General features: G+C 37.7%; 17 protein-coding genes and 1 pseudogene. 1 reads left to right on the top strand and 17 read right to left on the bottom strand.

What is annotated here, in order from left to right:
• Positions 1-4 precede the first annotated feature (4 nt).
• From J7E66_RS19785 to hutH, 17 genes and pseudogenes are all read right to left on the bottom strand, one after another.
• Positions 5-1,513: a sugar ABC transporter ATP-binding protein gene (locus J7E66_RS19785; protein ID WP_215002976.1), complete on the bottom strand. Its 1,509-nt coding sequence runs from the start codon at positions 1,511-1,513 to the stop codon at positions 5-7.
• 483 nt (positions 1,514-1,996) lie between these two features.
• Positions 1,997-2,824, bottom strand: a complete 828-nt coding sequence (locus J7E66_RS19780; protein WP_215002974.1) for a sugar phosphate isomerase/epimerase family protein — start codon at positions 2,822-2,824, stop codon at positions 1,997-1,999.
• A gap of 161 nt (positions 2,825-2,985) precedes the next feature.
• A complete protein-coding gene (locus J7E66_RS19775) occupies positions 2,986-4,434 on the bottom strand; it encodes a sugar porter family MFS transporter (RefSeq protein WP_215002971.1) in 1,449 nt (482 codons plus the stop codon).
• Between the two features lie 219 nt (positions 4,435-4,653).
• Positions 4,654-5,679, bottom strand: coding sequence for a LacI family DNA-binding transcriptional regulator (locus J7E66_RS19770; RefSeq protein ID WP_215002969.1), 1,026 nt, complete (start codon positions 5,677-5,679; stop codon positions 4,654-4,656).
• A 77-nt stretch (positions 5,680-5,756) separates the two neighbouring features.
• On the bottom strand, positions 5,757-6,779 hold the full coding sequence (locus J7E66_RS19765) for a Gfo/Idh/MocA family oxidoreductase (RefSeq protein WP_215002967.1): 1,023 nt from the start codon (positions 6,777-6,779) through the stop codon (positions 5,757-5,759).
• A gap of 559 nt (positions 6,780-7,338) precedes the next feature.
• Positions 7,339-8,571: an MFS transporter gene (locus J7E66_RS19760; RefSeq protein ID WP_215003030.1), complete on the bottom strand. Its 1,233-nt coding sequence runs from the start codon at positions 8,569-8,571 to the stop codon at positions 7,339-7,341.
• A gap of 47 nt (positions 8,572-8,618) precedes the next feature.
• A complete protein-coding gene (fba, locus tag J7E66_RS19755) occupies positions 8,619-9,485 on the bottom strand; it encodes a class II fructose-1,6-bisphosphate aldolase (protein WP_251033018.1) in 867 nt (288 codons plus the stop codon).
• Between the two features lie 93 nt (positions 9,486-9,578).
• Positions 9,579-11,489, bottom strand: coding sequence for a 3D-(3,5/4)-trihydroxycyclohexane-1,2-dione acylhydrolase (decyclizing) (gene iolD, locus J7E66_RS19750; protein WP_215002965.1), 1,911 nt, complete (start codon positions 11,487-11,489; stop codon positions 9,579-9,581).
• A gap of 13 nt (positions 11,490-11,502) precedes the next feature.
• Positions 11,503-12,501 (bottom strand): 5-dehydro-2-deoxygluconokinase, encoded by a 999-nt coding sequence (iolC, locus tag J7E66_RS19745; protein ID WP_215002963.1) that lies wholly within the window; start codon positions 12,499-12,501, stop codon positions 11,503-11,505.
• Between the two features lie 19 nt (positions 12,502-12,520).
• Positions 12,521-13,339 carry a 5-deoxy-glucuronate isomerase gene (iolB, locus tag J7E66_RS19740; RefSeq protein ID WP_215002961.1) on the bottom strand — a complete coding sequence of 273 codons (819 nt, stop codon included), beginning with the start codon at positions 13,337-13,339 and terminating at the stop codon, positions 12,521-12,523.
• A 96-nt stretch (positions 13,340-13,435) separates the two neighbouring features.
• Positions 13,436-14,899, bottom strand: a complete 1,464-nt coding sequence (locus J7E66_RS19735; protein ID WP_215003026.1) for a CoA-acylating methylmalonate-semialdehyde dehydrogenase — start codon at positions 14,897-14,899, stop codon at positions 13,436-13,438.
• 214 nt (positions 14,900-15,113) lie between these two features.
• A complete protein-coding gene (locus tag J7E66_RS19730) occupies positions 15,114-15,503 on the bottom strand; it encodes a tautomerase family protein (protein ID WP_215002959.1) in 390 nt (129 codons plus the stop codon).
• Positions 15,504-15,792: 289 nt separating this feature from the next.
• Complete coding sequence (locus J7E66_RS19725) at positions 15,793-16,656, bottom strand: sugar phosphate isomerase/epimerase family protein (protein ID WP_215002958.1); 864 nt, start codon at positions 16,654-16,656, stop codon at positions 15,793-15,795.
• Between the two features lie 346 nt (positions 16,657-17,002).
• Positions 17,003-17,758, bottom strand: a complete 756-nt coding sequence (locus J7E66_RS19720; protein ID WP_215002956.1) for a DeoR/GlpR family DNA-binding transcription regulator — start codon at positions 17,756-17,758, stop codon at positions 17,003-17,005.
• 162 nt (positions 17,759-17,920) lie between these two features.
• Complete coding sequence (locus tag J7E66_RS19715; protein ID WP_215002954.1) at positions 17,921-18,682, bottom strand: DeoR/GlpR family DNA-binding transcription regulator; 762 nt, start codon at positions 18,680-18,682, stop codon at positions 17,921-17,923.
• 205 nt (positions 18,683-18,887) lie between these two features.
• Positions 18,888-18,977, bottom strand: a pseudogene (locus tag J7E66_RS31885) (3-ketoacyl-ACP reductase); the annotation flags it as partial.
• Positions 18,978-19,315: 338 nt separating this feature from the next.
• Entirely contained in the window at positions 19,316-20,842 is a 1,527-nt protein-coding gene (gene hutH, locus J7E66_RS19710; protein ID WP_215002952.1) for a histidine ammonia-lyase, read from the bottom strand.
• 345 nt (positions 20,843-21,187) lie between these two features.
• On the opposite strand from hutH, the gene J7E66_RS19705 reads away from it, so the two are divergent.
• Positions 21,188-23,278 carry a DNA topoisomerase III gene (locus tag J7E66_RS19705; RefSeq protein WP_215002951.1) on the top strand — a complete coding sequence of 697 codons (2,091 nt, stop codon included), beginning with the start codon at positions 21,188-21,190 and terminating at the stop codon, positions 23,276-23,278.
• Positions 23,279-23,468: the final 190 nt, after the last annotated feature.

Genomic DNA, 23,468 nt, shown 5'->3' with positions numbered 1-23,468 from the left:
TTTCTCATCCTCCTGTAGCCGCCTTCATTATTCGGTCCTGTGAAGCTTCTTCGATCGACAAATTTGCAGTTATTTTCCCTTCACTCATTACCAGCACTCGATCACACATCCCGAGAATTTCAGGAAGGTCCGAAGAAATCATCAATACAATGGAACCGTTTTCAACTAACTGATTCATCAAGCGATAAACTTCAACTTTTGCCCCTACGTCTATCCCTCTTGTCGGCTCATCAAAAATAAATACCTTCGCATGTGTGCATAACCACTTGGCAATAACAACCTTTTGCTGATTTCCGCCACTCAAGTTCCTGGAGTGAAGTTCAATATTACCAGGACGAATTTTTAACTCTTTTACATAATTTTGTGCTTCCTTACGCATTTCCCTTACATCCAGCAAACCTGTACTGCCTTTAAACTTGTCCATATTTGCTATAGCAATATTAAAGTCAAGCGTCATGTCGAGCAGTAGACCTTCATTTTTGCGATCCTCTGTAATAAAAGCTATCCCTGCGTTAATGGCGTCGCGTGGAGATTTGATCTTAATTTCCTGACCCTCAATATAGACTTTCCCACCTTTATGGTGATCGACACCAAAAATAGATCTGGCCAATTCTGTACGGCCTGCACCTACAAGTCCAGAGATTCCAACAATTTCTCCATAATGGACTGAAAAATTAACCGGTTCGGTCGTGCCTGCTACGATTAAATCTTCAACACGAAAGCCCTCTTTTCCAAGGGTAAAGGACTGCTTTGGAAACTTTTCATCTAATGTTCGTCCCACCATCAGTTCAATCCAGTAATCACTATCTGTTGTTTTAACTGGTAAAGTTTCAATTTTAAATCCATCTCGGAGAATGGTTATCCGATCGCCAAGGTGTTTAATTTCCTCAAGGCGATGGGAAATAAAGATAATGGCGATGCCTTTTTTCTTAAGCTCTTCGACCACTTTATAGAGCTGTTCTACTTCCTGGGCGCTTAAACTGGAAGTAGGCTCATCCATAATAATTAATTTGGCATCTAACGTGATTGCTTTTGCAATTTCAACTAACTGCTGCTGTCCAATACCAAGTGTTCCCAGTTGTTTATCGGCAAGTTTCGGGCTTTGGCCAAGCATCTCCAAGCAGCGCTCGGCTTCTTTGCGCATTGCTTTATGGTTAAGCAAGGACATTTTTCCGCCGTGTTTTAATTCTCTTCCAAGAAAGATATTTTCATAGACTTTCAGTTCAGGAATGACATTTAGTTCTTGATAAATTGTAGCAATGCCTAGTTTCATGGAATCAACTGGGGTATTTAGTATAACCGAGTTCCCTTCCCAATAGATTTCTCCTGCGTCCTTTTGATGCACGCCTGTTAAAATTTTGATTAAAGTAGATTTACCTGCACCGTTTTCCCCTAGCAGAACATGTACTTCACCCGGTTTTACGTCAAGATCAATTCCCTTTAATACATGGTTTTGAGCAAAACTTTTTTTAATTCCTTTAATTTCGAGGAGACTCCCTCCACGTACAACCATATTGGTCTCCTTTCTGCAATTATCCATTTTGGCTTTTAATAGTTTTTTGGTAAAGCGCTTACCCAAACGAGATAATGGTATTATCAATTTTCAAGTAAGAAACAATTTTTTATAAAAGTCTTTTAAGCTGCTAAGATGTTGGGAATTTTTTAATCCCGCTGCAGTCATAATCTGCGATCTGAATGGATTAGAGGCGAACCAGTTGGTTATAGGCAATGCCAACTGCGCTAAAAATATCCCAGCAAATTCTCCGTAATTCCACCCTTTTATTGTTCCTTTTTTTCTAATTAGGGTAAGCGCTTTCCTATTACTTATATTGTAACCTACTCCTATTGGAAATTACAATTGTTATTTTTCCAAATTAACCAAAAAACTTTTAGATTTTAACATATAATCATAAAATTAGTGTTGTTTTGCTTAACTGTTGATACTATATCTAATTACACTTGGATATATAATGGTTAATTTATAGTGATTTAATGATTATATTTCTATTTTTGAAGCATCCCATGCCTTTAGTTTTTCTAATGAAGTTTTATAGTAATCGGTCAGAACCTGAAGATAATCTGGGCCTTTAACAGCTGTAAAAGGATTTGGACCTTCTGCAGTCATCTCCATAATGATTGGCCCATTATAATTAATTTCATGTAACGCTTCAACTTGGCCTTTTATATTGGAATGACCATTTCCCACAGCTTGACGATTAGAATCAGCTACATGATAAATTCCTAACTTACTTCCTGCTTTTCTTAATGCATCAATAGGGTCTGCTTCTTCAATATTCATATGATAGGCATCTAAAAGAATAGAAAAATTCGGACTATTGACAGAATCGAGTAATTTCAGGGCCTCTTGATTCGTAATAATTTGATGGTTTTCATAGCGGTTTAACACTTCGAATACTACTTCGATATTTAAAGCTACAGCTTTTTTCATCACTCCCCTGGAACTTTCAACAAGAAGTTCCCAATCCTTCGCAATATCTCCACTTCCAGCTATTTTTCCCACATCGCCATGTAAACAAATTCGGTTTGCACCTAAATCGCTTGCCCAATCCAGTAGATTTAAAAAGTAGCCCACTGCCTCTAGTCTTATATCTTCATTTTCACTGGAGATATCCACATTATCAGGTGTAACAGATAAGACCTTTAACCCGTATCTAGACAAGATATTTGCAAGTTCCCCTGGATCTTGCGTAAGATCTCCTTGAACTTCTACTCCATCTACACCAATATCCTTAGCTAATTTACACTTTTCTTCTACAGAAATATCACCAAAAGTCCATAAACATAAACCATATTCTCTACTCATACTACTTCCTCCTCGTTACTAATTTTATTTAATGTTTCTTTTATAGAGTTTAGTACTCTACCATATTTCAAAATAAATGGAATTTTCAGGCCATTATTTATATATTATTCTAGTACTTTGAAAATACAAGAAGCCCGGATATCCAAATTTATAAACGGTCTTTAACCTATTTTACTAACCTTACTCTGATTTACATCATATTTATCTCTAAAGTTATCCTCTATTTGCTCCAATGTCAGCCCTCTTGTCTCTGGCAAGTTTTTCGCAACAAATATTACCCCAATGAATCCAAACGCAGCAAATAAGAAGAATGTTCCTGACAGTCCTAGCACATTCAAAAGAGTTGGGAACAATAGTCCTACTAGAAAATTGCAAATCCATTGGGAGCATGTAGCAATCCCCATACTAAGACCACGTAGGCGAACTGGGGCAATTTCAGCTATTATGAGCCAGCCTAACGGTCCAATAAACCCTTGAAAAAAGGCTAAATAGGTAACTGTCAATGTTAATACGACAAATGGTAAAATCGGTGAGCTAGTTAGCGCAATATTAGTAATCCCAATCGCTATAAGAACAACTGTAACACCAGTAAACCCAATAAGCAGCATCGTCCGTCTATTAACTTTATTAAGGAGGGACATACCAACGATAACAGCAATAACGGCAATTAATCCATTTGCTACGTTTGCAATCAAAGCTGTCTTGGTTCCAAAACCAGCATTTTCAAGAATTTGAGTTCCATAATACATAATGGAGTTTATCCCCACTAACTGAGCTACTGACCCAACTACAACCCCTATTCCTACCATATATCGAACCCAAGGTACCCTTAAATCTTTTAGTGATCCTTTTTCTACTTTTTGCGATTCTTGAATATGTGCTTTTATTTCATTTAATTCTTGTTGTGCAATACTCTCATTACGAATCATTTGCAGTACCTTTAATGCTTCAGCCATTTTTCCTTTTGAGGCTAACCATCGAGGACTTTCAGGTAAAACAGCCACTCCAAACCATAATGCCACAGCCGGTAAAGTTGCAACAACTAACATATAACGCCAAACATGTCCTGTATCACCAAAGGCATTTCCAATAATGGCGTTAAATACATAAGCTAGAAATTGCCCAGTAACAATCATTAATTCATTTCGTGTAACCATCCTGCCCCGATGTTCCGGCGGAGACATTTCCGAAAGATAGGATGGTATGATTACCGAAGAACCGCCTACAGCAAGGCCTAGAATGAAGCGAAAAATAATCATTACTGTTGCATTTGGTGCAGTAACACAGCCCATTGTTGCAAATAAAAATATAATAGCAAGATACAGTATTAGACTTCTGCGCCCTTTTCGATCTGATAACTGTCCTCCCACTATTGAACCAAAGGCAGCTCCTAACGTTAGAGAACTTGCTACAAGCCCTTCTGTAAGAGGGGTAAGATTTAATTGTTCGGGCTTTGCCATAAATGGGAGTGAACCATTCATAACTCCTGTATCATATCCGAATAACAGCCCCCCAAATGTTGATACAGTGGTAATCAATTTCAAAAACTTTTTTGGGTTCCTTTTCGTAAAATGATCCAATTGCACACCCTTATTTGAAATATTCTCCATATAGAAATTCCCCTTATATTTATAAGTGATTAACTCTTGGGCAAACAACTGTAAAATCTATCTAAGATCATAAAAATCCTAATAGTAAAACTTCCATTGGTTTTCAAACTATACAGCGCTTACAAATTTCTTTTAAGGCATCTCCCTTTTCTATGTAAAATGGAATGAGATCTTGTTATGATGTGAAACTGACATCATACCTTGAACATGGAGAAGATCTTATCTTTCATTCTTAGAAATTGGAGTCGTTGAATCACGAACAATCAAGAGCGGAGACATAACTACCCGTTGCATCACTTTATTAGATCGTTCTTTCTTATTGGTAATTTCATCAACAAGCAACTCTACTGCTTTGGCTCCCATTTCTTCTATAGGTTGAGCGATAGTCGTTAATGGCGGGTCACTAAGTTTTGCCAAAATACTATTATCAAATCCTACGATAGATAACTCATTAGGGATTTGTATCTTTAGAGTTCTTGCTGCACGGAAAACACCAAAAGCGAGTAACTCTGTCGAAACAAAAATGGCTGTAGGCCTGTTTTCTTGATTTTTCAATAAATTTAAGCACACTGATCCGCTCTCATCCAAATCTAAGGAACTATACAGGATGGTTAAATCTTCAGAAGATAGCCCTGAATCTATTAATCCTTCTTTAAATCCCTTTACCCGGTTTTTTATGGAAGGAATATTAATATTTTCTACAATCATTGCTATTTTTCGATGACCTAACTGTGCTAAATAAGTACCAGCTTCATATCCACCCTGAAAATCGTCTACCATTACTATATTAATTGGTAAATTAGGAACATCACGAGAAAGCATGACAACTGGAATATCACTTTCAATTAATTGTTGAAAAGCGCGACTATTTTTTAAACCGGTTGCAATAATCATTCCATCAACATATTTTTGTTTCAACATGGAAATATATTCATCTTCTTTGGTACTGTCATTATCAGTGCTGCATATTATGACATTAAACCCTTTTTTACGACCGTTGTCCTCAATTGCTCTTGTTACTTCAGCCATAAACGGATTAGAAATATCAGGAATCAATAAACCGATTGTTTTCATTGCCTTTTTAACGGAAGAAACAATACTGGGCTGAAACTGTATTTCATCAATTACTTTCCAAATTCGTTTCTTAGTCTTTTCACTTATACTTCCTGTTCCGTTTAGTACTTTTGATACAGTAGATATAGAAACATTTGCTTTTTTTGCAACATCATAAATGGTTGGCTTCAATGCTAAATCTCCCTTTCCCCAATTTCTATTTTTCATTATAAACAAAGTTATTAGGAAAAAGGGCAATTTTTATCCATTCAAACCGTAATTAAAACATCATTTTCTACTATAACCGGCTTTTTCCTCTTATACGACTCTATACATGCAAGAGCGATTAACAATGCAGAACGGGCATCTTCTCCGGTAACGGAAGTCGGTTTATTGTTCTTTACTGAATCAACAAAATCTTTTAATTCATCTACATAAGCATCAAAGAGCAAGTCCTGATCGTAGCGCAAAGTATTATAACTCGCTCCCTCTTTTGTATACCTAGTCATACTTGATTCGCGAATGCTCCCCATCTGTAACATCCCTTCAGAACCAAAGACTTCCCCACGGACATCATACCCATACACTGCTTGGAAGTTTGCTTCTGCAACAGCAATAGCGCCATTATCAAATCTAACGCTTACAACTGCTGTATCGAGTAAACCTTTATCCTTAAATTCTGGTGCTACCAAAGCATCCGCCATAACAAATACTTCAACTGGTTTAGCATTTGGATTTAGGTATAAAAGTGTATCAAAATCATGAATAAGTGTTTCCAAAAAAATAGTCCACTCAGGTTTATTTGGATTTCCTAATTCTGGATCTCTCGTTAAAGAGCGTAATAATTGTGGTGTACCAATTTTTCCGGCAACGATTTCTTCATGCGCGCTTTTGAAGCCTTTTGAAAAGCGACGGTTAAATCCAACTTGTAATGGCACTTTCATTTCCTTAACAACTTGAAGAACTTCATCAGCTTCTTCTAGTGTTATAGCCATTGGTTTTTCACAAAAAATAGCTTTTCCGTTTTTTGCGGCAGCAATAACATTACTTGCGTGTGTTCGTGCTGGTGAAGCGATAATAACTGCATCTACATTTGGGTCCTTCATCATTTCAAGTGGCTCTGTATACGTTTTTATATGTAATCCTAATTCATTTGCTAATTTTTCTGCAGCACCGGGAATTGGATCTGCTACTGCATATAAAATAGCATCTGGTATTCGTTTTGCTATACTTCCTCCGTGAAAAGCCCCCATTCTGCCAGCACCTAATAACCCAACCTTTAATTGACTCATTTCAATCACTCCTCATCATTTTACTTTTTTGAAGTTTATTATTAAAAACCTCACTTATTTAGGAAAGTTCTTTCCTAACTTATTTTTATTGTAATCACTTACATTAAAATCGTCAATCACTATTATTCTATTTTTATGAAAATATATAATTTTTGGAATTCAGCTTGCAATTGATTGTCAACTTACTGAAAACTTAGAGAAAAAAGGCCGAATCTTAAGTATTTACCATGCAATGCTGGTCTTCTTTTTTTAATGTTTCGTAACTTTAATAGTTTGAACCACATCATATGTTTTTCCTCCACTGAAGGAAAAGAAATTAAACAATACCTTCCTTTAGGGTGGGTTTTTAAAGAAAATACCTTGCCGAGGATTCACTAAAGGAAAGTTCTTTCCTCCCTATACACAGCGCTCTTCTTTCTTGCCTTTGTCGTTATAAAAAAGATACAAAGGTTGAAAGAGAGATCCACTAGAAAAGTAAAAGATACCCCTTTATAAATAAAAAGGGGAATCTCTTTTTCCAAAAAAACGGAGCTTTATAATAACTACATAGAGAATAACACTAGACATCTGCATTTCTTTTTTCTTTAAAACGTTTCATATTTATCGGTAAGGATTCAGCATGATCCTCACCCCAAATGATGATAAGGAGCGTAGCTATTAATCCTAGTACCCCGACAAAATAAAATCCTGCTTTTATTCCCATAAGCGAATTAAAGATTCCTGCAAAAAATGGCCCCGCAAAGATACCAATAGCATAAATCGCCTGGTAGGCACCCATCGCCGTCGCTCTTTTTTCAGATGCAATTTTTTCAATGGCCAATCCTAACAGCAACGGGAAAATTAAGCCCAGTGAAAATCCGCTAAAAATCTGAACGGCCAAAAATAACTCTTTACTCTGAACGAACGGAATCAGCAGCGTGAAAACGGAGGCAAAGAAAAAGGCCATTTTTAGGGCATTCCATTCACCCAAAAGCGGAACAAGTACTCTCCCTATAAAAAGAGTTGCAATAGCATGAGGGATCATAAATGCAAACACGATGAAAGTAAGCTCACTTGCAGAAAAGCCAATATTTAGTGCATAGTTGGATGTAAATCCAAACATCGTTGAAAAAATAATACTATGTGCCAAAATCGATAAGAGGGCCACCTTCATCAATGATGGTTCTTTTATAACAGTCGCTAATTCCTTCACCTTTAGCGGTTCCCTCTCTATTCCTTCTTTTGGTTCATAAATAAAAAGGGATAGGATCACACCGAGGATGCTAAAAGATACGGCTATCCAAAATGGGGCTTTCCATCCCCATTCACTTACAATCGAACCACTGAAACCCATCCCTAAAAACTGGGCAAGAACGACAATAAATGAAATACTCCCCATTGCCCGATGTACTTCATGATCAGCAAAATAACTTGGATATAAGACTGTAAATGCGACCCACGTAGCCGCTGAAATTCCTGCAATTGCGCGGGCCGCGAGAATCCAGCCTAAACTATCTGTTAGTAAAAAAATCACACAACTTAACATGCTGGCCAACATGCCAAAAATGATAAATGGTTTCCTAACTTTCTTTACATCAGAAAAGATCCCAATCGGAAGTCTGCATAAAAGCTGCATAATCCCGTAGCTGCTTAATACGATCCCAATAAATGTATACTTTCCGCCTAACGATTCCATATAAGGTGAAAAAATAGGAACATAGAGAAATTGCGGAAACCATAATAAAAAGGAAACAACAATAAAAAGATATTTATTTCTATTCGTTAGTAATGTACTCAGGCAAACCACATCCATTTTAATAAAATTTAAGAAAAAACCGGGCAAATATCGCCCGGTTGAATTTATGCTTTATGGCTTGATTTAAACTCTCTGATCTTCGCTTTGACCGTTTCTTTAACAGCTTCCTTACCTGGTGTAAGGATGGTTCGGGCATCATACACTTCTTTATCGTTCTCTAGTACATTACGGACGGCTTTTGCCCATGCCTGCAAGCATTCTGTATTCACATTAATCTTGGCATGCCCCAATTCAATTGCTTGATGGATTTGGTGTAATGGGATGCCTGAACCGCCATGTAATACAAGCGGTACATTGGTTAATTCTGAAATCTCTTTCATTTCAGCGAACCCTAACTTTGGTTCTCCTTGGTATGGCCCATGTACAGAGCCAAGGGCTGCTGCCAGTGCATCAATGTTTGTTTCTTGGACAAGCCGTAAACATTCCTGTGGATCGGCATAATTAATGCCGCCGATAAGACCATCCTCGTTACCACCCACGGTTCCGACCTCAGCCTCCACTGTCACACCGTGAAGTCGGGCATAGTCAGTCACTTGCTTTGTCATTGCAATGTTTTCTTCAATTGAATAGTGCGAACCGTCAATCATAACGGAAGTATATCCGGAGTCAATGGCTTCTTTACATCTTTCCACACTTTTCCCATGATCAAGATGAAGGGCAACCGGTACCGTAATCTTCTTTTCCTCTACAATTCTACTTACCATCATAGATATACTCTTAAATCCGCCCAAATAATCTACTAATCTATCGGATGAGGCTACAATTATAGGAGACCGTTCCTCTTCAGCCGCTTCCAGCATCGCTTCTGCCCATTGAAAGCTGTTGATATTAAATTGCCCTACCGCATACTTTTCCTTTTTTGCTTTATCAAGCATTTCTTTCATCGGAACTAATCTTGTTGTTGCGATCATTTCCATCCCACCCCTCTTATCGGAATTTTCAAACTAATTAAGGCGGATCAAATTCAAGTGAATTTGATCCAACCTCAAATGGATTTTTAGGTTTTAGTATTGTTTTGCCGTTTCTAATTTTTGTTGTCTTAACTCATATGCCTTTTGGATGCTTTCTTTATTCGATACCTCTGCAACACCGACATTCCACCAGCTATCATAGCCATCAGTCATTGTTTTTGGAAGGACTTTAATATCAATAAGTGTAGAGACTTCTTGCTTCTTGGCATCTTCTAAGGCCGCTTTCAATTCTTCGACTGTATTTACGCGGTAGGTCTTTGCACCATATCCTTCAGCCACTTTTGCATAATCAATATTTAAGATTTTATTATCATGGGTTCTAAATTCACAGAAATAACTCCCGCCGCCATGATCCATTTGTAAATTGTTGATACATCCAAATCCTGAATTATCAAAGAGGACAACATTGATTTTTTGTCCATATTGAATAGACGTAATTAATTCAGAATGCAGCAATAGGAAGCTGCCATCACCTACAAGGGAATATACCTCTTTCGTTGGCTCCGCTAATTTTACTCCTAATGCACCGGATACTTCATACCCCATGCAAGAGTAGCCGTACTCGACATTGTAAGTATTTGGTTCAGCCGTATTCCATATACGCTGTACATCTCCTGGAAGGGACCCAGCTGCAGTGATAATCACGCTATCAGGTGAAATGGTATCATTCACGGCTAGTAATGCCGTCGTCTGAGCTAGTTCTGTATTAAGTGCGTCCGCATATTCATTCAATACTTCTTGAGAAAAATGATTTTTTACTTCCGGAAGGAAATTTTCACGTTTGAATGTTACTTGACTCAAACGGTCACGTTCTGCGTTCCATTCCTCTTTCAATTCAGCAATTTCACTGCCAAAATCACTTTCATATCCTTCTAAAAATGGAGCCAATTGCTCTAATGTTGTTTTTGCATCTGCGACAACTTGGAAGCCATCCATTTTATAAGCCTGCAGACGGCTGACATTGATGTTTAAGAACTTGGTTTGATCAAAGTCAAATGCCGTTTTGGAAGAAGTGGCAAAATCGGTATATCTCGTTCCAATCCCAATAAATAAATCGGCTTGACGTGCCGCTTTATTGGCTGCCAGTGTACCGGTAATCCCCATTCCGCCTAGATTATTTTTAAAATTGGACTCTACCGTTGCTTTACCGGCTTGTGTTTCTACTAAAGGGATATTATGTTTTTCCGAAAGCGAGACCAAAATATCACGTGCTTGGGAGTATTTTGCTCCACCGCCAACTAAAATCACCGGTTTTTTGCTTGCACGGATTAGTTCAACAGCTCCCTTAAGTTCTCGCTCAACTGGTGCTTTACGATCCACATAATGGACGCGTTTTTCAAAGAATTTTTCATCATAGTCAAACGCTTCCCCTTCTACATCTTGCGCAATACAAATCGTTGCCGGACCTGCTTTTCCTGGGTCGGTCATCATTTCAAAGGCACGAAGCAAGCTTGGCATTAACTGTTCTGGGCGTGTAATCCGATCCCAATATCTAGAGACCGGTTTTAAGGCATCATTTGTCGTTACAGCTAAGCTATATTCCTGTTCTACTTGTTGTAAAACTGGATCAGGCTGTCTGGATGCAAACGTATCACCCGGGATAAACAATACAGGGATGTTGTTGGCCAAGGCTGTCCCGGCTGCTGCAGCCAAGTTGGCTGAACCTGGTCCAACAGACGTGGTTACGGCATAGATCTTTTGACGAAGCATTTGTTTACTGTACGCGATCGCTGCATGTGCCATCCCTTGTTCGTTTTTGCCTTGAATCACCTTTAAATGACCTGAGTATTGCTCAAGTGCCTGCCCAATCCCCAAAACATTTCCATGTCCAAATACATTAAAGATCCCTTCAACAAATAAAGACTCTTTACCATCCACATGGATATATTGTTGATTTAAAAATTTAATTAATGCCTGCGCTGTTGTTAATCTAATTTTTCCCATGTCTATTCTCACCTCAAACTGTTTGTTCGGCTTTTTCAGATCTTTCCGCAATCAATTGTTCAATTTCGGTAACGGTTGGCATCGCTTCTGAAGAACTGTGTTTACTTACCACAATGGCTGCAGAGGCACTGCCGAATTTAAGAGCGGTTTCAATATCCTTGCCGGTAATTAAAGCGTATAAGAAGGCAGATGCGTAAGAGTCGCCTGCGCCAAACGTTTTTAATACTTTTGTTAGATAGGCACGTCCTCTGAATGTTTCGCCTGATTTGGAATACGCATAAGATCCTTCTACACCGTGCTTAATCACTACTAATTCTGGAGAGTATTTAAACAAATGGTCAACAGTCACTGCGTTGCTGCCTTCTGTCACGTTTTCCATCACATCGAATTCATCACGTGTACCTACCACAACATCTGCCTGCTCCGCCACTAAGGAATAATAAACAGATGTTTCTGCAGGTGATACCCATGTATATCCACGATAGTCCAATTCAAAAACAACTTTCACGTCATGTTTTTTGGCTATATGAATGGCTTTTAAAACTGCTTCACGGGAAGGGCTTTTTGCTAAAGCTGTACCTGAAACAAGAAGAACTTTTGCTTTTTTAATATAGTCTTCATCTACCTCAGATGGCTGTAAATAAAGGTCAGCTACTTCATCACGGTACATTAAGATACTGCATTCTTCCGGACTCTTAATCTCTGTAAAAGCTAAACCTGTTTTATGACCTTCTTGATCAACGACCATGTTGGATGTATCCACGCCAACACCATGCATATACTGCTCAATAAAACGTCCGTGCTGATCATTGGCAAGTTTGCCGATAAATCCTGTTTTTAGTCCAAGCTTCGAGGATCCAATTGCAATATTGGCTGGTGAACCGCCTACATATTTTTTAAATGTCATCGTTTCTTCCATTGGACGGTTATATTCCACTGCGTTTAAGTCGATACATGCACGGCCGATGGCAATAAGGTCAAATTCTCTATCAGAATGAAATTGAAGTTTCATTTTTTCATAACATCTCCTCTTATTTACGGTTTAAAATCCATTCATGCGCTGGTTCATTGTGGAATTTCCAAATGCGTGTTGGACCTGCCATTACATTGAGGTAATAGGATTCATAACCATCAGGAACACCAACTGGATGGTAACCAGCAGGTACTAACACTACGTCGCCATTCTCAACCGCCATTGTTTCATCAAGGGAACGGTCATCTGTGTAGACACGTTGGAAGACAAATCCTTGGCGCGGGTTCATTTCATGATAGTAGCTTTCTTCTAAAAATGATTCATTCGGCAGGTTATCTTGATCATGCTTATGCGGCGGATAGCTTGACCAGTTTCCGCTTTCTGTGAATACTTCAACAACCAGTAAACTATTTGCAGAAGGGTCTGAATCAGGTAATATATTATGAACTAAACGCTTATTGCTATACTTCCCTCTATTTTCAATTCCATTGTCTTCAGCTTTAATCAACTTAGTAGGCAATTGTTTAAAAGATGGGGAGTAGCAAAGAGCAACACGAGCTTGACTTACAGCCTCCACCTCAAAAGAACGATCATTCGATACGTAAACACTATCTGTTGGTTTCTTTTCAAATACACTTTCTCTAGTACCTATATTTTTAAATGCCTTATCATGATCGGAAACATTGATTTTCCCGGTAAGTGCGACAATGCAGCATTCTACTTTAGCTAGTTCCTCTGTATATGTACTACCTGGAGTAAGGTCGATTACTTTAAACCCCACATATTCTAATGAAGAATTTTCACTTGTTACTTCATGAACGATGGTTACACCTGGTGACGTTTCTTTAAGATTTGGTTTTCGGAGCAATTTACTCACTTTGTAGTTTCCTCCTATTTATGGAAATTCTATTAATGGCTATTATCCTAGCCATCATTAGCAGGATAATAGCCGAATGTTACAGATGTTCGTAACTTATTCAAATGATGGTGCTTTATAATTGGCTGTAACTACTTTTTTACGGGTGTAAAAATCGACGCTGTCTTTTCCGTTTGCTGGTAATGTTCCATAGAAGGAAGATTTCCATCCAGAGAATGCGAAGAATGCCATTGGCGCTGGGACACCTAGGTTAATTCCAAGCATACCTGCATCAATATTTTCACGGAAGTAACGAATGGCCGAAGCGTTTGATGTATAGAGACATGCACCATTTGCAAATTCTGATTGATTGGCTGTTTCCACCGCTTCTTTTAAGTTTTTAACACGAACGATTGATAAGACTGGAGCAAAAATTTCATCTTTCCAGATGGCCATATCTGTTGTTACATCATCAAAAATAGTTGGTCCTACAAAATATCCTTCTTCGGGTAGATTTTCGCGGCCATCACATACTAATTTAGCCCCTTCTTCAATACCCTTTTGTATATAGCCTATTGTCCGCTGCTGATTTTGTTCACGAATCACTGGACCTAAGAATACGCCTTCATCTAAGCCGTGACCGATTTTTACTTCTTTTGCTTTTTCTATTAATCTATCAAGAAATGCATCTGCAATGCCTTCTTCTACTGTTACAACAGAACAAGCCATGCAGCGTTCACCAGCCGAACCAAAGGCAGAAGCAATAACATTTGTTGTAGCAAGTTCTAAATCAGCATCATTTAAAACGACTGAATGGTTTTTAGCACCTGTTAAGGCTTGAACACGTTTTAGGTTTTGACTTCCGCGTTTGTATACATATTCTCCGACAGGCTTTGAACCAACGAAGGAAATAGCTTTCACTTCTGGGTGGTCTAAAAGTCCATTTACAACATCATGTGCACCATGAACAATGTTGAAGACTCCTTTAGGAAGACCAGCTTCTTCTAATAGCTCAGCTAATTTTTGAGCTAATAATGGTGTTCTTTCAGATGGTTTAAGAACGAATGTATTACCTACGGCAATGGCCATTGGGAACATCCAGCATGGTACCATCATCGGGAAGTTAAATGGTGTAATTCCTCCAACAACACCAATTGGGTACCGATAATTAGTGATCTCAACATCCGTTGCAATGGTAGTAAGCGAATCTCCCATCATGAGTGTAGGGGCACCTGTAGCAAATTCCACATTTTCAATTCCGCGTCCTACTTCACCTAATGCTTCAGATAGGTTTTTACCATTTTCTATGGTGATTATACGAGCTAATTCTTCTTTATTTTTTTGTAAAAGTTGGTGGAAATCAAATAAGATTCTCGCCCGCTTTGGCACAGGTACGTTTTTCCACTTTTCAAATGCCTTTGCTGCCACTTCTACAGCATAATCAATCTCTTCTTTTGTTGAAAGAGGAACCTGGGCAATAATTTCTTTTTTAGCAGGATCGTATACATCCTCAAATTGCGTCGTTTTACTTTCGACCCATTCACCATTGATATAATTTTTTAGTTTTTCTACTTTCACCATTACATTTGTCATATTTGCTTCCTCCTTAAGAATAAATTCATCGTAGTTTTTGAGTACTTTAAAATGTAAGATCCTCTATCAGACTGATAAAACTGGTAAATCACACTTAAGTTTTTGTGATATATTGGTTATCTTTTGGTTATGTTTGATTACATCTTAATACTAAAAACGCTTTCAGTCAACTGTTATTTTAAGATTATTTTGGAAGTTTTGATTATAGTTTACCCGTTAAAAACTGAGCTTCCCCGAAACCAAAGCTCCAGTCAGCTGCCCCATTCGTAACAATGGAGACCATAATATCATTTGGTTCAATTCCACAATTTTCTGCTAACCCTTGTGCTAATAGGTTATAAAAATCTTTCTTTTGCTTATCACTTCTTTGGGTACTTGTAACAGATACAATCACTACATTGCGGCTTCTTTCAAATCCTAAACCTGTGTCTTGAATAATTAGTTCATTTGCTTGATGCTGATTTACGATTTGGTAACGATCTCTTTCAGGGACTCCAAAGGCCTGAACAACAGCCCGGTGAGAAACGTCTAGTAATTGTTTCAACTCGTTTTCATTTCGACCTTCTATTAAATCAAATCTAATTAACGGCATTTGATCCCCTCCAATTGGTTTAATCATCACACCAACTATTTATAAACTATTGGGTATATGTTGGTTATATGATGATTATATCATATTATTAATTTGGGATTCAATCAATAATTTCATCTTACTTTAAATAATTGGAATACCTTGGAGCCCAATGACACACAGATTTATAATAATAAGGCTGAAATCAAAAAAGCCCTTCCTCATAATCACTGAGAAAAGGCTTTTTATTTATGAATTTGTTTAATTAAAATCGGTATTTCAATCAAATGCTAAACGATGTAGTGCGCGTCTAAATATATAATCCTTCTTTAATGGATTTCAATGTTACTTCATTGGACCACTCTGGTTTATCAGGATACGCGAATACTGAATTGGTTACAATTCCATCAAATTTCATTTCTCTTAATTTCCGATATAATGCATCAAAGTTTACTTCCCCTTGACCAGGATTCAAATGTTGATGGATTGTTACGTTTGCATCAGGCGGATTAACAATATAACGTAATCCAAATGCCGCTTTATGATTTAGCGTATCAGCTATTAGGACATGTGCGAGTAAATCTCCTGCTTCATCTAAGTGTTTGGCTACATCACCAATACCATCATCATAAAAGAAAGCATGTGCTACCGAATATACCAACTTAATCCAATCTTTATCAAGTGCACGAATCATTTGAATTGCTTCTGTGTTCAACTCAATAAAATCATGAGGATGAGATTGTAAATTTAGTTTAATACCTTCTTTTTCAAAGATCGGCATTAGCTCTTCCATTGATTTTACAAAAGCAGCTTCACTTTCAACTGGACGGCTTTTGTCGCCGGCAAATTCGCTGTTCATTAAATCTACTCCTAATTCAGAAGTGATTTCAATACAACGTTTCCAATTTCTTACTGCAGCTTGGCGTACTTCTTCGTTTGGCGAAGACCATTGTTGAACAGGAAGTACGGAAGAGATTTGAACGCCGGCATCTGAACAATATTTTTTCAAATCTTTTATCAGCTGCTTATCAACCTTTGGGTATTGATTAAACCAAATAAAATCTTTACGTGGAGATAACTCCACCCATTCATACCCTAATCTGGCAACTGCATCAATAGTATCTTTTAAATTAGAATTGTCACGATAATGTGACGGATCGTACGCTAAACGCATTCTAAATTTCCCCTTTCTTTCGCTACAAAATGTGTGTCCCATGTTTTTTAATTCAAGCCAAAAGTAAATAACACTAATTCGATTTGCATGTAATCCACTAATCTATTTCTATGATTCCTTTGGATAAATACAAATTCGAAATCCCAAAGCGCTTTCATTTTAACTAGCGCAGAACCCAACACTTTATGAACTGTTGGTTAACTTTTGGTTATCTATAAGTACATATTAATACCAACAGTACCAATAATCAATATTTTTTTATTATTTTTACAGAAAAAAGCGAGAATAAAAAAAACCCTCCTTACATGGAATGATCCAAAAAGAAAGGGATTTTCGAAAGAATGTGCTATTCAGCTATAACAAGCTGAATATTGTTATTCTTAGCATATTCTTGATAAGTATCATTCGGTTGTTGATCGGTAATTAAATAATCAATCTCATCTAAACCGCAATAGGTCATTAATCCATATTTATCGAATTTAGCGTGATCTACCAATAGATAGACCTCCGAGCTCCGATTAACAATCGTCTTCTTTAATTCACTTTCCAAAGGGGAAGCGTTTGTTACTCCATTAACCAAAGAGATACCCGTAGAAGCCATAAAGGCTTTCTTAATATTGTAATCTTTAAACAAGCCCATATTTCTAGAATTAACAAATGAGTTGGTTTTACGGTCAAGCATCCCTCCGACAGAGATAACATTTAAATTCTCAACTGGAAGGGCACGAACGATAAAGTCAATACTATTCGTAAAAATAGTCAGATTTTTGTCCTTTAGATAATCAAACATTTCAATGGTAGTGGTACCTGAATCGATAAAGATAAAATCTCCATCTTCTACATAACAGGATGCTTTCTCCGAAATTAATACCTTTTGTTGTTGATTACGTATTTGTCTATCTTGAAAAGATTCAAGTTTTTTATGAACTACCGATACCCCGCCATAAACTTTTTTTAGTTCTCCCCGATCAACTAACTCTTGAACATCACGTCTAATTGTATTTTTAGATACATCAAAAGCTGTTACTAATTCGTCCAAAGACGCAGATTGATGTTCAATTACATATTCATTTATTTTTTTGATGCGTATTTCTTTAATCATTTCAATTCACCCTAATTCACTGTTATCGCTTACATTATATTTATTCTATCTCCATAGTACCAACAAATAACCAAAACTTCATTATATTTTTATAAAAAGGATGAAATATTTTCTTTAATACGTCAAAGAAGTAATTAATTAACGCCAACACTATTCCAATTTTCATTGAGTAATCACAAGTCGGATGGCATTTTTTTTAGCATATTCTCTATATGTTGCATTAGGAAGCCTATCAGTAACTAGATAATCAATAGCACCTAAACCGCAATAAGTCATTAACCCATATTTATCGAATTTATCGTGGTCAACCAATAAATAAACCTCTGAACTTCTTTTAACAATTACCTTTTTTAATTCATTCTCAAGTGGGGAGGCGTTGGTTACCCCGTTGGTTAGGGAGATACCAGTAGATGCCATAAAGGCTTTCTTAATATTGTAATTACTTAGAAAGTCCATATTGTTATTGTGTGGATTACCGAACGAATCGGTTTTTCGATCCAGTAACCCCCCGATTGAAATAACATTTAAATGGTCGAACGGAAGAGCACGAACAATACAATCAATACTATTCGTAAAAATTGTCAAGTTCTTGTCCTTTATATATTTGAACATCTCAATCATTGTAGTTCCTGAATCTATGAAAATAATATCACCATCTTTCACATAGCTGGCTGCTTTTTTTACAATAGAAGCTTTTTGTTCTTGATTGCGTATTTTTCTGTCTTGAAATGACTCCAGTTTCTTATGAATGACAGATACACCGCCATAAACTTTTTTCAATTCTCCGCGTTCCACTAGTGTTTGAATATCACGCCTGATTGTGTTTTTCGATACATCAAAAACTAACACCAATTCGTCCAATGATGCAGATTGTTGCTCAATAACATATTCATAAATTTTTTTAATACGCTTTTCCTTTATCAAACCATTTCATCCCCTTACAACCACTCATAACATTAACTTAATAAATATATTACCAAAATCTTATCAATACTTCACTATAAATTTGCATTTAAGATATCCTAATAGATATCTTATGATGAAGTTATAAACTTATTTAGCTTCATCAGTATCAAGAAATGCAAAAAGGCAACGCCTCGTCGGGTAAGTTGCCTTCCAGTTACTGAGTCATATAGGAAACAATATTTGTCTCCACACTACCTGGAGCTATGGCATTACAACGGATTCCATTTTGTGCGTACATATAACCCGTGTTTTTGTAAAACCAACAATAATGTAGAAATAGTTGCAATCGTTCTATTATAATATACAACCCCAATAAACAGCTTTGCATACCAATTCCTACTAAGTAGTCTCTTCATATAAATAAGGGATAAATCATAATAAAGATTTATCCCTTATTTTTGCTATTTCCTTTGCGGATACTCCAAAAGAGAACGGCTAAAAATAATAAACCTCGCCTTTTATTAATAAAATTTCGTATGACTTTTCGTATATATAATAAAACCTAAAACCAGTAACATCATTGCTCAATTATGTTTTGGTATAAATTTTACTATATATTTATGCATTCACGCCTTTATATATTTTATATCCCTAGAATTGGCCTTTTTCCATACTTAAATTTCTAATAAAATGTGAAAATTCAATTGTTTTAAGCCATTTAGCTGCTTTTTCGATGTCCTTGGAAAACACCCTGTCTTGTTTAATCGAAGCTACCTGTTCGCGGCCCTTATCATAAAAAACCCTGGTATGAGATGCCATTTTTTCGATCCCGCGAATTTCAACCGCCTGCATGGCACAAATTAGTTCAATTGCGATAACTCTGCGTGCATTCTGGATAATTTGATAAGCATGCCTAGAAGCAATTGTTCCCATACTTACATGGTCCTCTTGGTTTGCGGAAGAGGGAATCGAGTCGACACTGGCAGGATGTGCGAGTGTTTTATTTTCTGAAACAAGCGCTGCTGCCGCATATTGCATAATCATTGCACCTGATTGCAAACCAGGTTCAGGACTTAGGAAAGCCGGTAAATCATTAAGCTGTGGATTGACTAATCTTTCAATTCGTCTTTCCGAGATATTTGCTAGCTCCGCTACGGCAATCTTCATAAAATCCATTGCAAAAGCTATGGGCTGCCCGTGGAAGTTCCCCCCAGAAATCACCTTTTCTCCATTATCAAAAATTAATGGATTATCCGTTGCTGCATTCATTTCGATCTCTAATTTCTCTTTCACATAATCCAAGGCCTGCCAAGATGCCCCGTGAACTTGTGGAATGCAGCGGAGAGAATAAGCATCTTGAACCCGTAACTCGCCCTGCTGTGTTGTCAATAAACTATCGCTTAAATAACGACGAATTCTCGCTGCTGTGTCAATCTGCTGTTTGTATCCCCTTGCGACATGAACTTCTTCTGCAAATGCATCGATAATTCCGTTTAACCCTTCCATTGTCATTGCAGCAATCAGCTCACTTTCATGTGCTAACTGTTCTGCCTCCAAGTAACCAATAACACCCATTGCTGTCATCGCTTGAGTACCATTAATTAGAGCTAGACCTTCTTTTGCTTCCAATGTTACGGGTAAAATCCCTTCTAACTGGAGCACATCAAAAGCATCTCTCTGCTTACCTTTGTAAAATACCTCTCCTTCCCCAATTAGAACTAAGGCAAGGTGAGAAAGCGGGGCTAAATCACCGCTCGCACCAAGGGAACCTTGCTGTGGGATGACAGGAATGATATCTTTATTCACTAACTCTAATAACTTTTCAATAACAATAGGTCTGACCCCGGAAAAGCCCTTTAGTAGTGCGTTAGCACGGAGAAGGACCATCGCTTTAGAAACAATTTCCGGAAAAGGTTCGCCTACCCCGCATGCATGGGAACGAATTAAATTAAGCTGCAGGTCTTGAACATGATTCTTATCGATAAGTACATCGCTGAATTTTCCAAATCCAGTCGTAATTCCATAAACTACCTTTGATTCTGATACAATTCTTTCTACTGCTTCACGGCTCTTCTTGACTGCTTCCATACTCTTGTCTGAAGCATTAACCTTTTGCTTGCCAAATAATACACCTTTCATCTGCTCTAATGTTAAGCTTCCACCTGTAAGTGTGATCATATTGTCTCTCTCCTCTACCACTGTAGTATAATAAAGAAAGAGGCTGGATTCCGAATCTAATTGATTTGGAGTCCAGCCTCTTTTATGATTAATTGATTGAATATTATTAGATGCCTCATGGGATCATTCCATTCTTTAACTATCTTAATGATAATTATTGTATGTGATGAGAAGCTTATCTGTCAATTTAATTTTCTGAATTTTAGCACGATAACACTTTAGTACGATAATAATGAAAAGCAGAATCGCCGGTTTAGCGGCGTATGAGCTACAACGATTTAAAATAAAGGAAAGTTCCGTTATACTATAAAAAGGTCAAATTGGATTTACCCGAAAGGAGTAATTATGAAATCTCTCGTACTTGCAGAAAAGCCAAGTGTGGCTCGTGAACTAGCTCGTGTCCTTGGCTGCAATCAAAAACATAAAAGCTATATGGAAGGCAATCAATATATTGTCACATGGGCCCTTGGACACTTAATTGAATTAAAAATGCCTGAGCATTATGACACAAAATATAAAACATGGAATTTGGAAGATTTACCGATCATTCCACAAAAAATGGGCCTGATGGTCATGAAGCAAACAAACCATCAATTCCGAGCCATTGAAGCGTTAGCCAAACGGAAAGATATTAACGAATGTATCATTGCAACGGATGCAGGTCGTGAAGGCGAACTGGTTGCCCGCTGGATTCTTGAAAAACTCCACTGGAACAAACCTTTAAAGAGATTATGGATTTCTTCACAAACAGATAAGGCTATAAAGGATGGGTTCAAACAATTAAAACCAGGCAAACAGTTTGAGGACCTCTACCATTCAGCAGTTTGCCGAGCAGTGGCTGATTGGTTAATTGGTCTAAATGTGACAAGAGCATTGACCACCAAATACAAGGATCCTCTATCTGCAGGTCGGGTTCAAACCCCTACGCTTGCACTTGCTCTTGAGCGTGAGCAGCAGATTCAATCTTTTGTACCAAAGGAATATTGGACAATTCGGGCAGAAATCGGCCCGCTTTCAACTGATTGGGAACGAGACAATGAAAAGCGCATTTTCGATAAAGTAAAAGCGGAAGCGATCCAATCTAAAATCAATGGGAAAAAGGCTGTGCTTGAAAAAATTGAGCGAAAGAAAAAATCAGAGCCGCAGCCTCTACCCTATGATTTAACAGAGCTACAGCGTGATGCCAATAAGCGATTTGGTTTTTCTGCAAAAAAGACTTCGACCGTTTTACAGCGTCTTTACGAGCAATACAAATTAGTTACTTATCCAAGAACCGATTCACGCTATTTAACAACAGATATGATGAACACAATGACAGACCGCCTGCAAGGAATGGCTTCTGGATATAAGGATGAGGTCCGCCCTCTTCTTGCAAATAGGGGTATAGTACTTGCCAAACGCGTTTTTAACAATGAAAAGGTATCGGATCACCATGCCATTATTCCTACGGAACAACGGCTGAATCTTAGTGAACTCGATTCAGATGAAAGAAAACTATACGATATCATTGCTAGACGGTTCTTAGCTTTGTTTTTACCTGCTTATGAATATGAAACCATTCAGGCTACCTTCAAGGTAGAAGGCGAGACATTTACAGCAAAAGAAACAAATGTAATCGATTTGGGCTTTAAGAAAGTCTTAGGAAAAGAAGATACTGAACATGCTGTAACTGGCCTGCAAAAATTAGCTCAAGGTCAGTCCTTTACGGTTAAAAATAGCTCCATGAACCAAAAATGGACCGAACCGCCGCAGCGTTATTCTGAAGCAGATGTTCTAGCTCAAATGGAGAAATTCGGTTTAGGAACCCCAGCAACCAGAGCAGAAATTATTGAAAGGCTTGTGGAAACAGAAGTCGTTGAACGACAAAATGGACGCTTTCATCCAACGAAAAAAGGCAAACAACTAATAGACCTTGTCAATGATGAATTAAAGTCACCGGAACTGACGGCCAAATGGGAGCAGGAACTGGAACGAATCTCAAAAGGAAAGGCAGACCCAAAAGCCTTTTTACAAAAAATTCGCCGTCAAACAGAGCAGCTGGTTTCCGAAATAAAAACGAGCGACAAAACGTACCGGGCTCACAATTTAACCGGCTCGAGATGTCCAGAATGTAACGAATTCTTAAAGGAAAGAAATACAAAGGATGGGAAAATTCTTGTTTGCTCAAGTCCTGAGTGTTCATTTCGGAAAAGAAAGGACCCGAAGCTTTCTAATCGCCGCTGTCCACAGTGCCATAAAAAAATGGAGATTCATGACGGGAAAGCAGGCGCCTACTTCCAATGCCGCCGATGCAATGTCGTTGAAAAAGCAGAAGACAAGAAAAAAGCAGTTAATAAGAAAGAAGCACAAAAACTTGTCCAGAAATATACGCAAAAAGAGGATTTTGGAACAAGCTTAGGTGATTTACTGAAACAAGCCTTAAAAAATCAAGACTAACAAAATGAGTTGTCCGATAAGTGATTGGAGCGGAAGGTGCGAGATCCTAGAAAATGCTATCGCATGTCAATAAATCTTAGAAAATTGTACAAAATGTTCACATTTACCTAATTTGTATTATAATTAACTTTCAAAAGTTAATATTATAGGGGCGGTGGAAAAAATGGAATTATCCCAGTTCATGGCTCCA

Source organism: Bacillus sp. ISL-7, assembly GCF_018613065.1.
Note: the sequence above shows the minus strand (reverse complement) of the source record. Positions and strands in the feature narration are given on the sequence as shown.

What these genes read in the sequence shown, in the direction of transcription:
- J7E66_RS19785 (WP_215002976.1), bottom strand. Translation starts at nt 1,513, where the DNA reads ATGGTTGTACGTGGAGGGAGTCTCCTCGAAATTAAAGGAATTAAAAAA.
- J7E66_RS19780 (WP_215002974.1), bottom strand. Translation starts at nt 2,824, where the DNA reads ATGAGTAGAGAATATGGTTTATGTTTATGGACTTTTGGTGATATTTCT.
- J7E66_RS19775 (WP_215002971.1), bottom strand. Translation starts at nt 4,434, where the DNA reads ATGGAGAATATTTCAAATAAGGGTGTGCAATTGGATCATTTTACGAAA.
- J7E66_RS19765 (WP_215002967.1), bottom strand. Translation starts at nt 6,779, where the DNA reads ATGAGTCAATTAAAGGTTGGGTTATTAGGTGCTGGCAGAATGGGGGCT.
- J7E66_RS19760 (WP_215003030.1), bottom strand. Translation starts at nt 8,571, where the DNA reads ATGGATGTGGTTTGCCTGAGTACATTACTAACGAATAGAAATAAATAT.
- fba (WP_251033018.1), bottom strand. Translation starts at nt 9,485, where the DNA reads ATGATCGCAACAACAAGATTAGTTCCGATGAAAGAAATGCTTGATAAA.
- iolD (WP_215002965.1), bottom strand. Translation starts at nt 11,489, where the DNA reads ATGGGAAAAATTAGATTAACAACAGCGCAGGCATTAATTAAATTTTTA.
- iolC (WP_215002963.1), bottom strand. Translation starts at nt 12,501, where the DNA reads ATGAAACTTCAATTTCATTCTGATAGAGAATTTGACCTTATTGCCATC.
- J7E66_RS19735 (WP_215003026.1), bottom strand. Translation starts at nt 14,899, where the DNA reads ATGGTGAAAGTAGAAAAACTAAAAAATTATATCAATGGTGAATGGGTC.
- J7E66_RS19730 (WP_215002959.1), bottom strand. Translation starts at nt 15,503, where the DNA reads ATGCCGTTAATTAGATTTGATTTAATAGAAGGTCGAAATGAAAACGAG.
- J7E66_RS19725 (WP_215002958.1), bottom strand. Translation starts at nt 16,656, where the DNA reads ATGCGTTTAGCGTACGATCCGTCACATTATCGTGACAATTCTAATTTA.
- J7E66_RS19720 (WP_215002956.1), bottom strand. Translation starts at nt 17,758, where the DNA reads ATGATTAAAGAAATACGCATCAAAAAAATAAATGAATATGTAATTGAA.
- hutH (WP_215002952.1), bottom strand. Translation starts at nt 20,842, where the DNA reads ATGATCACACTTACAGGTGGAAGCTTAACATTAGAGCAGATGAAAGGT.
- J7E66_RS19705 (WP_215002951.1), top strand. Translation starts at nt 21,188, where the DNA reads ATGAAATCTCTCGTACTTGCAGAAAAGCCAAGTGTGGCTCGTGAACTA.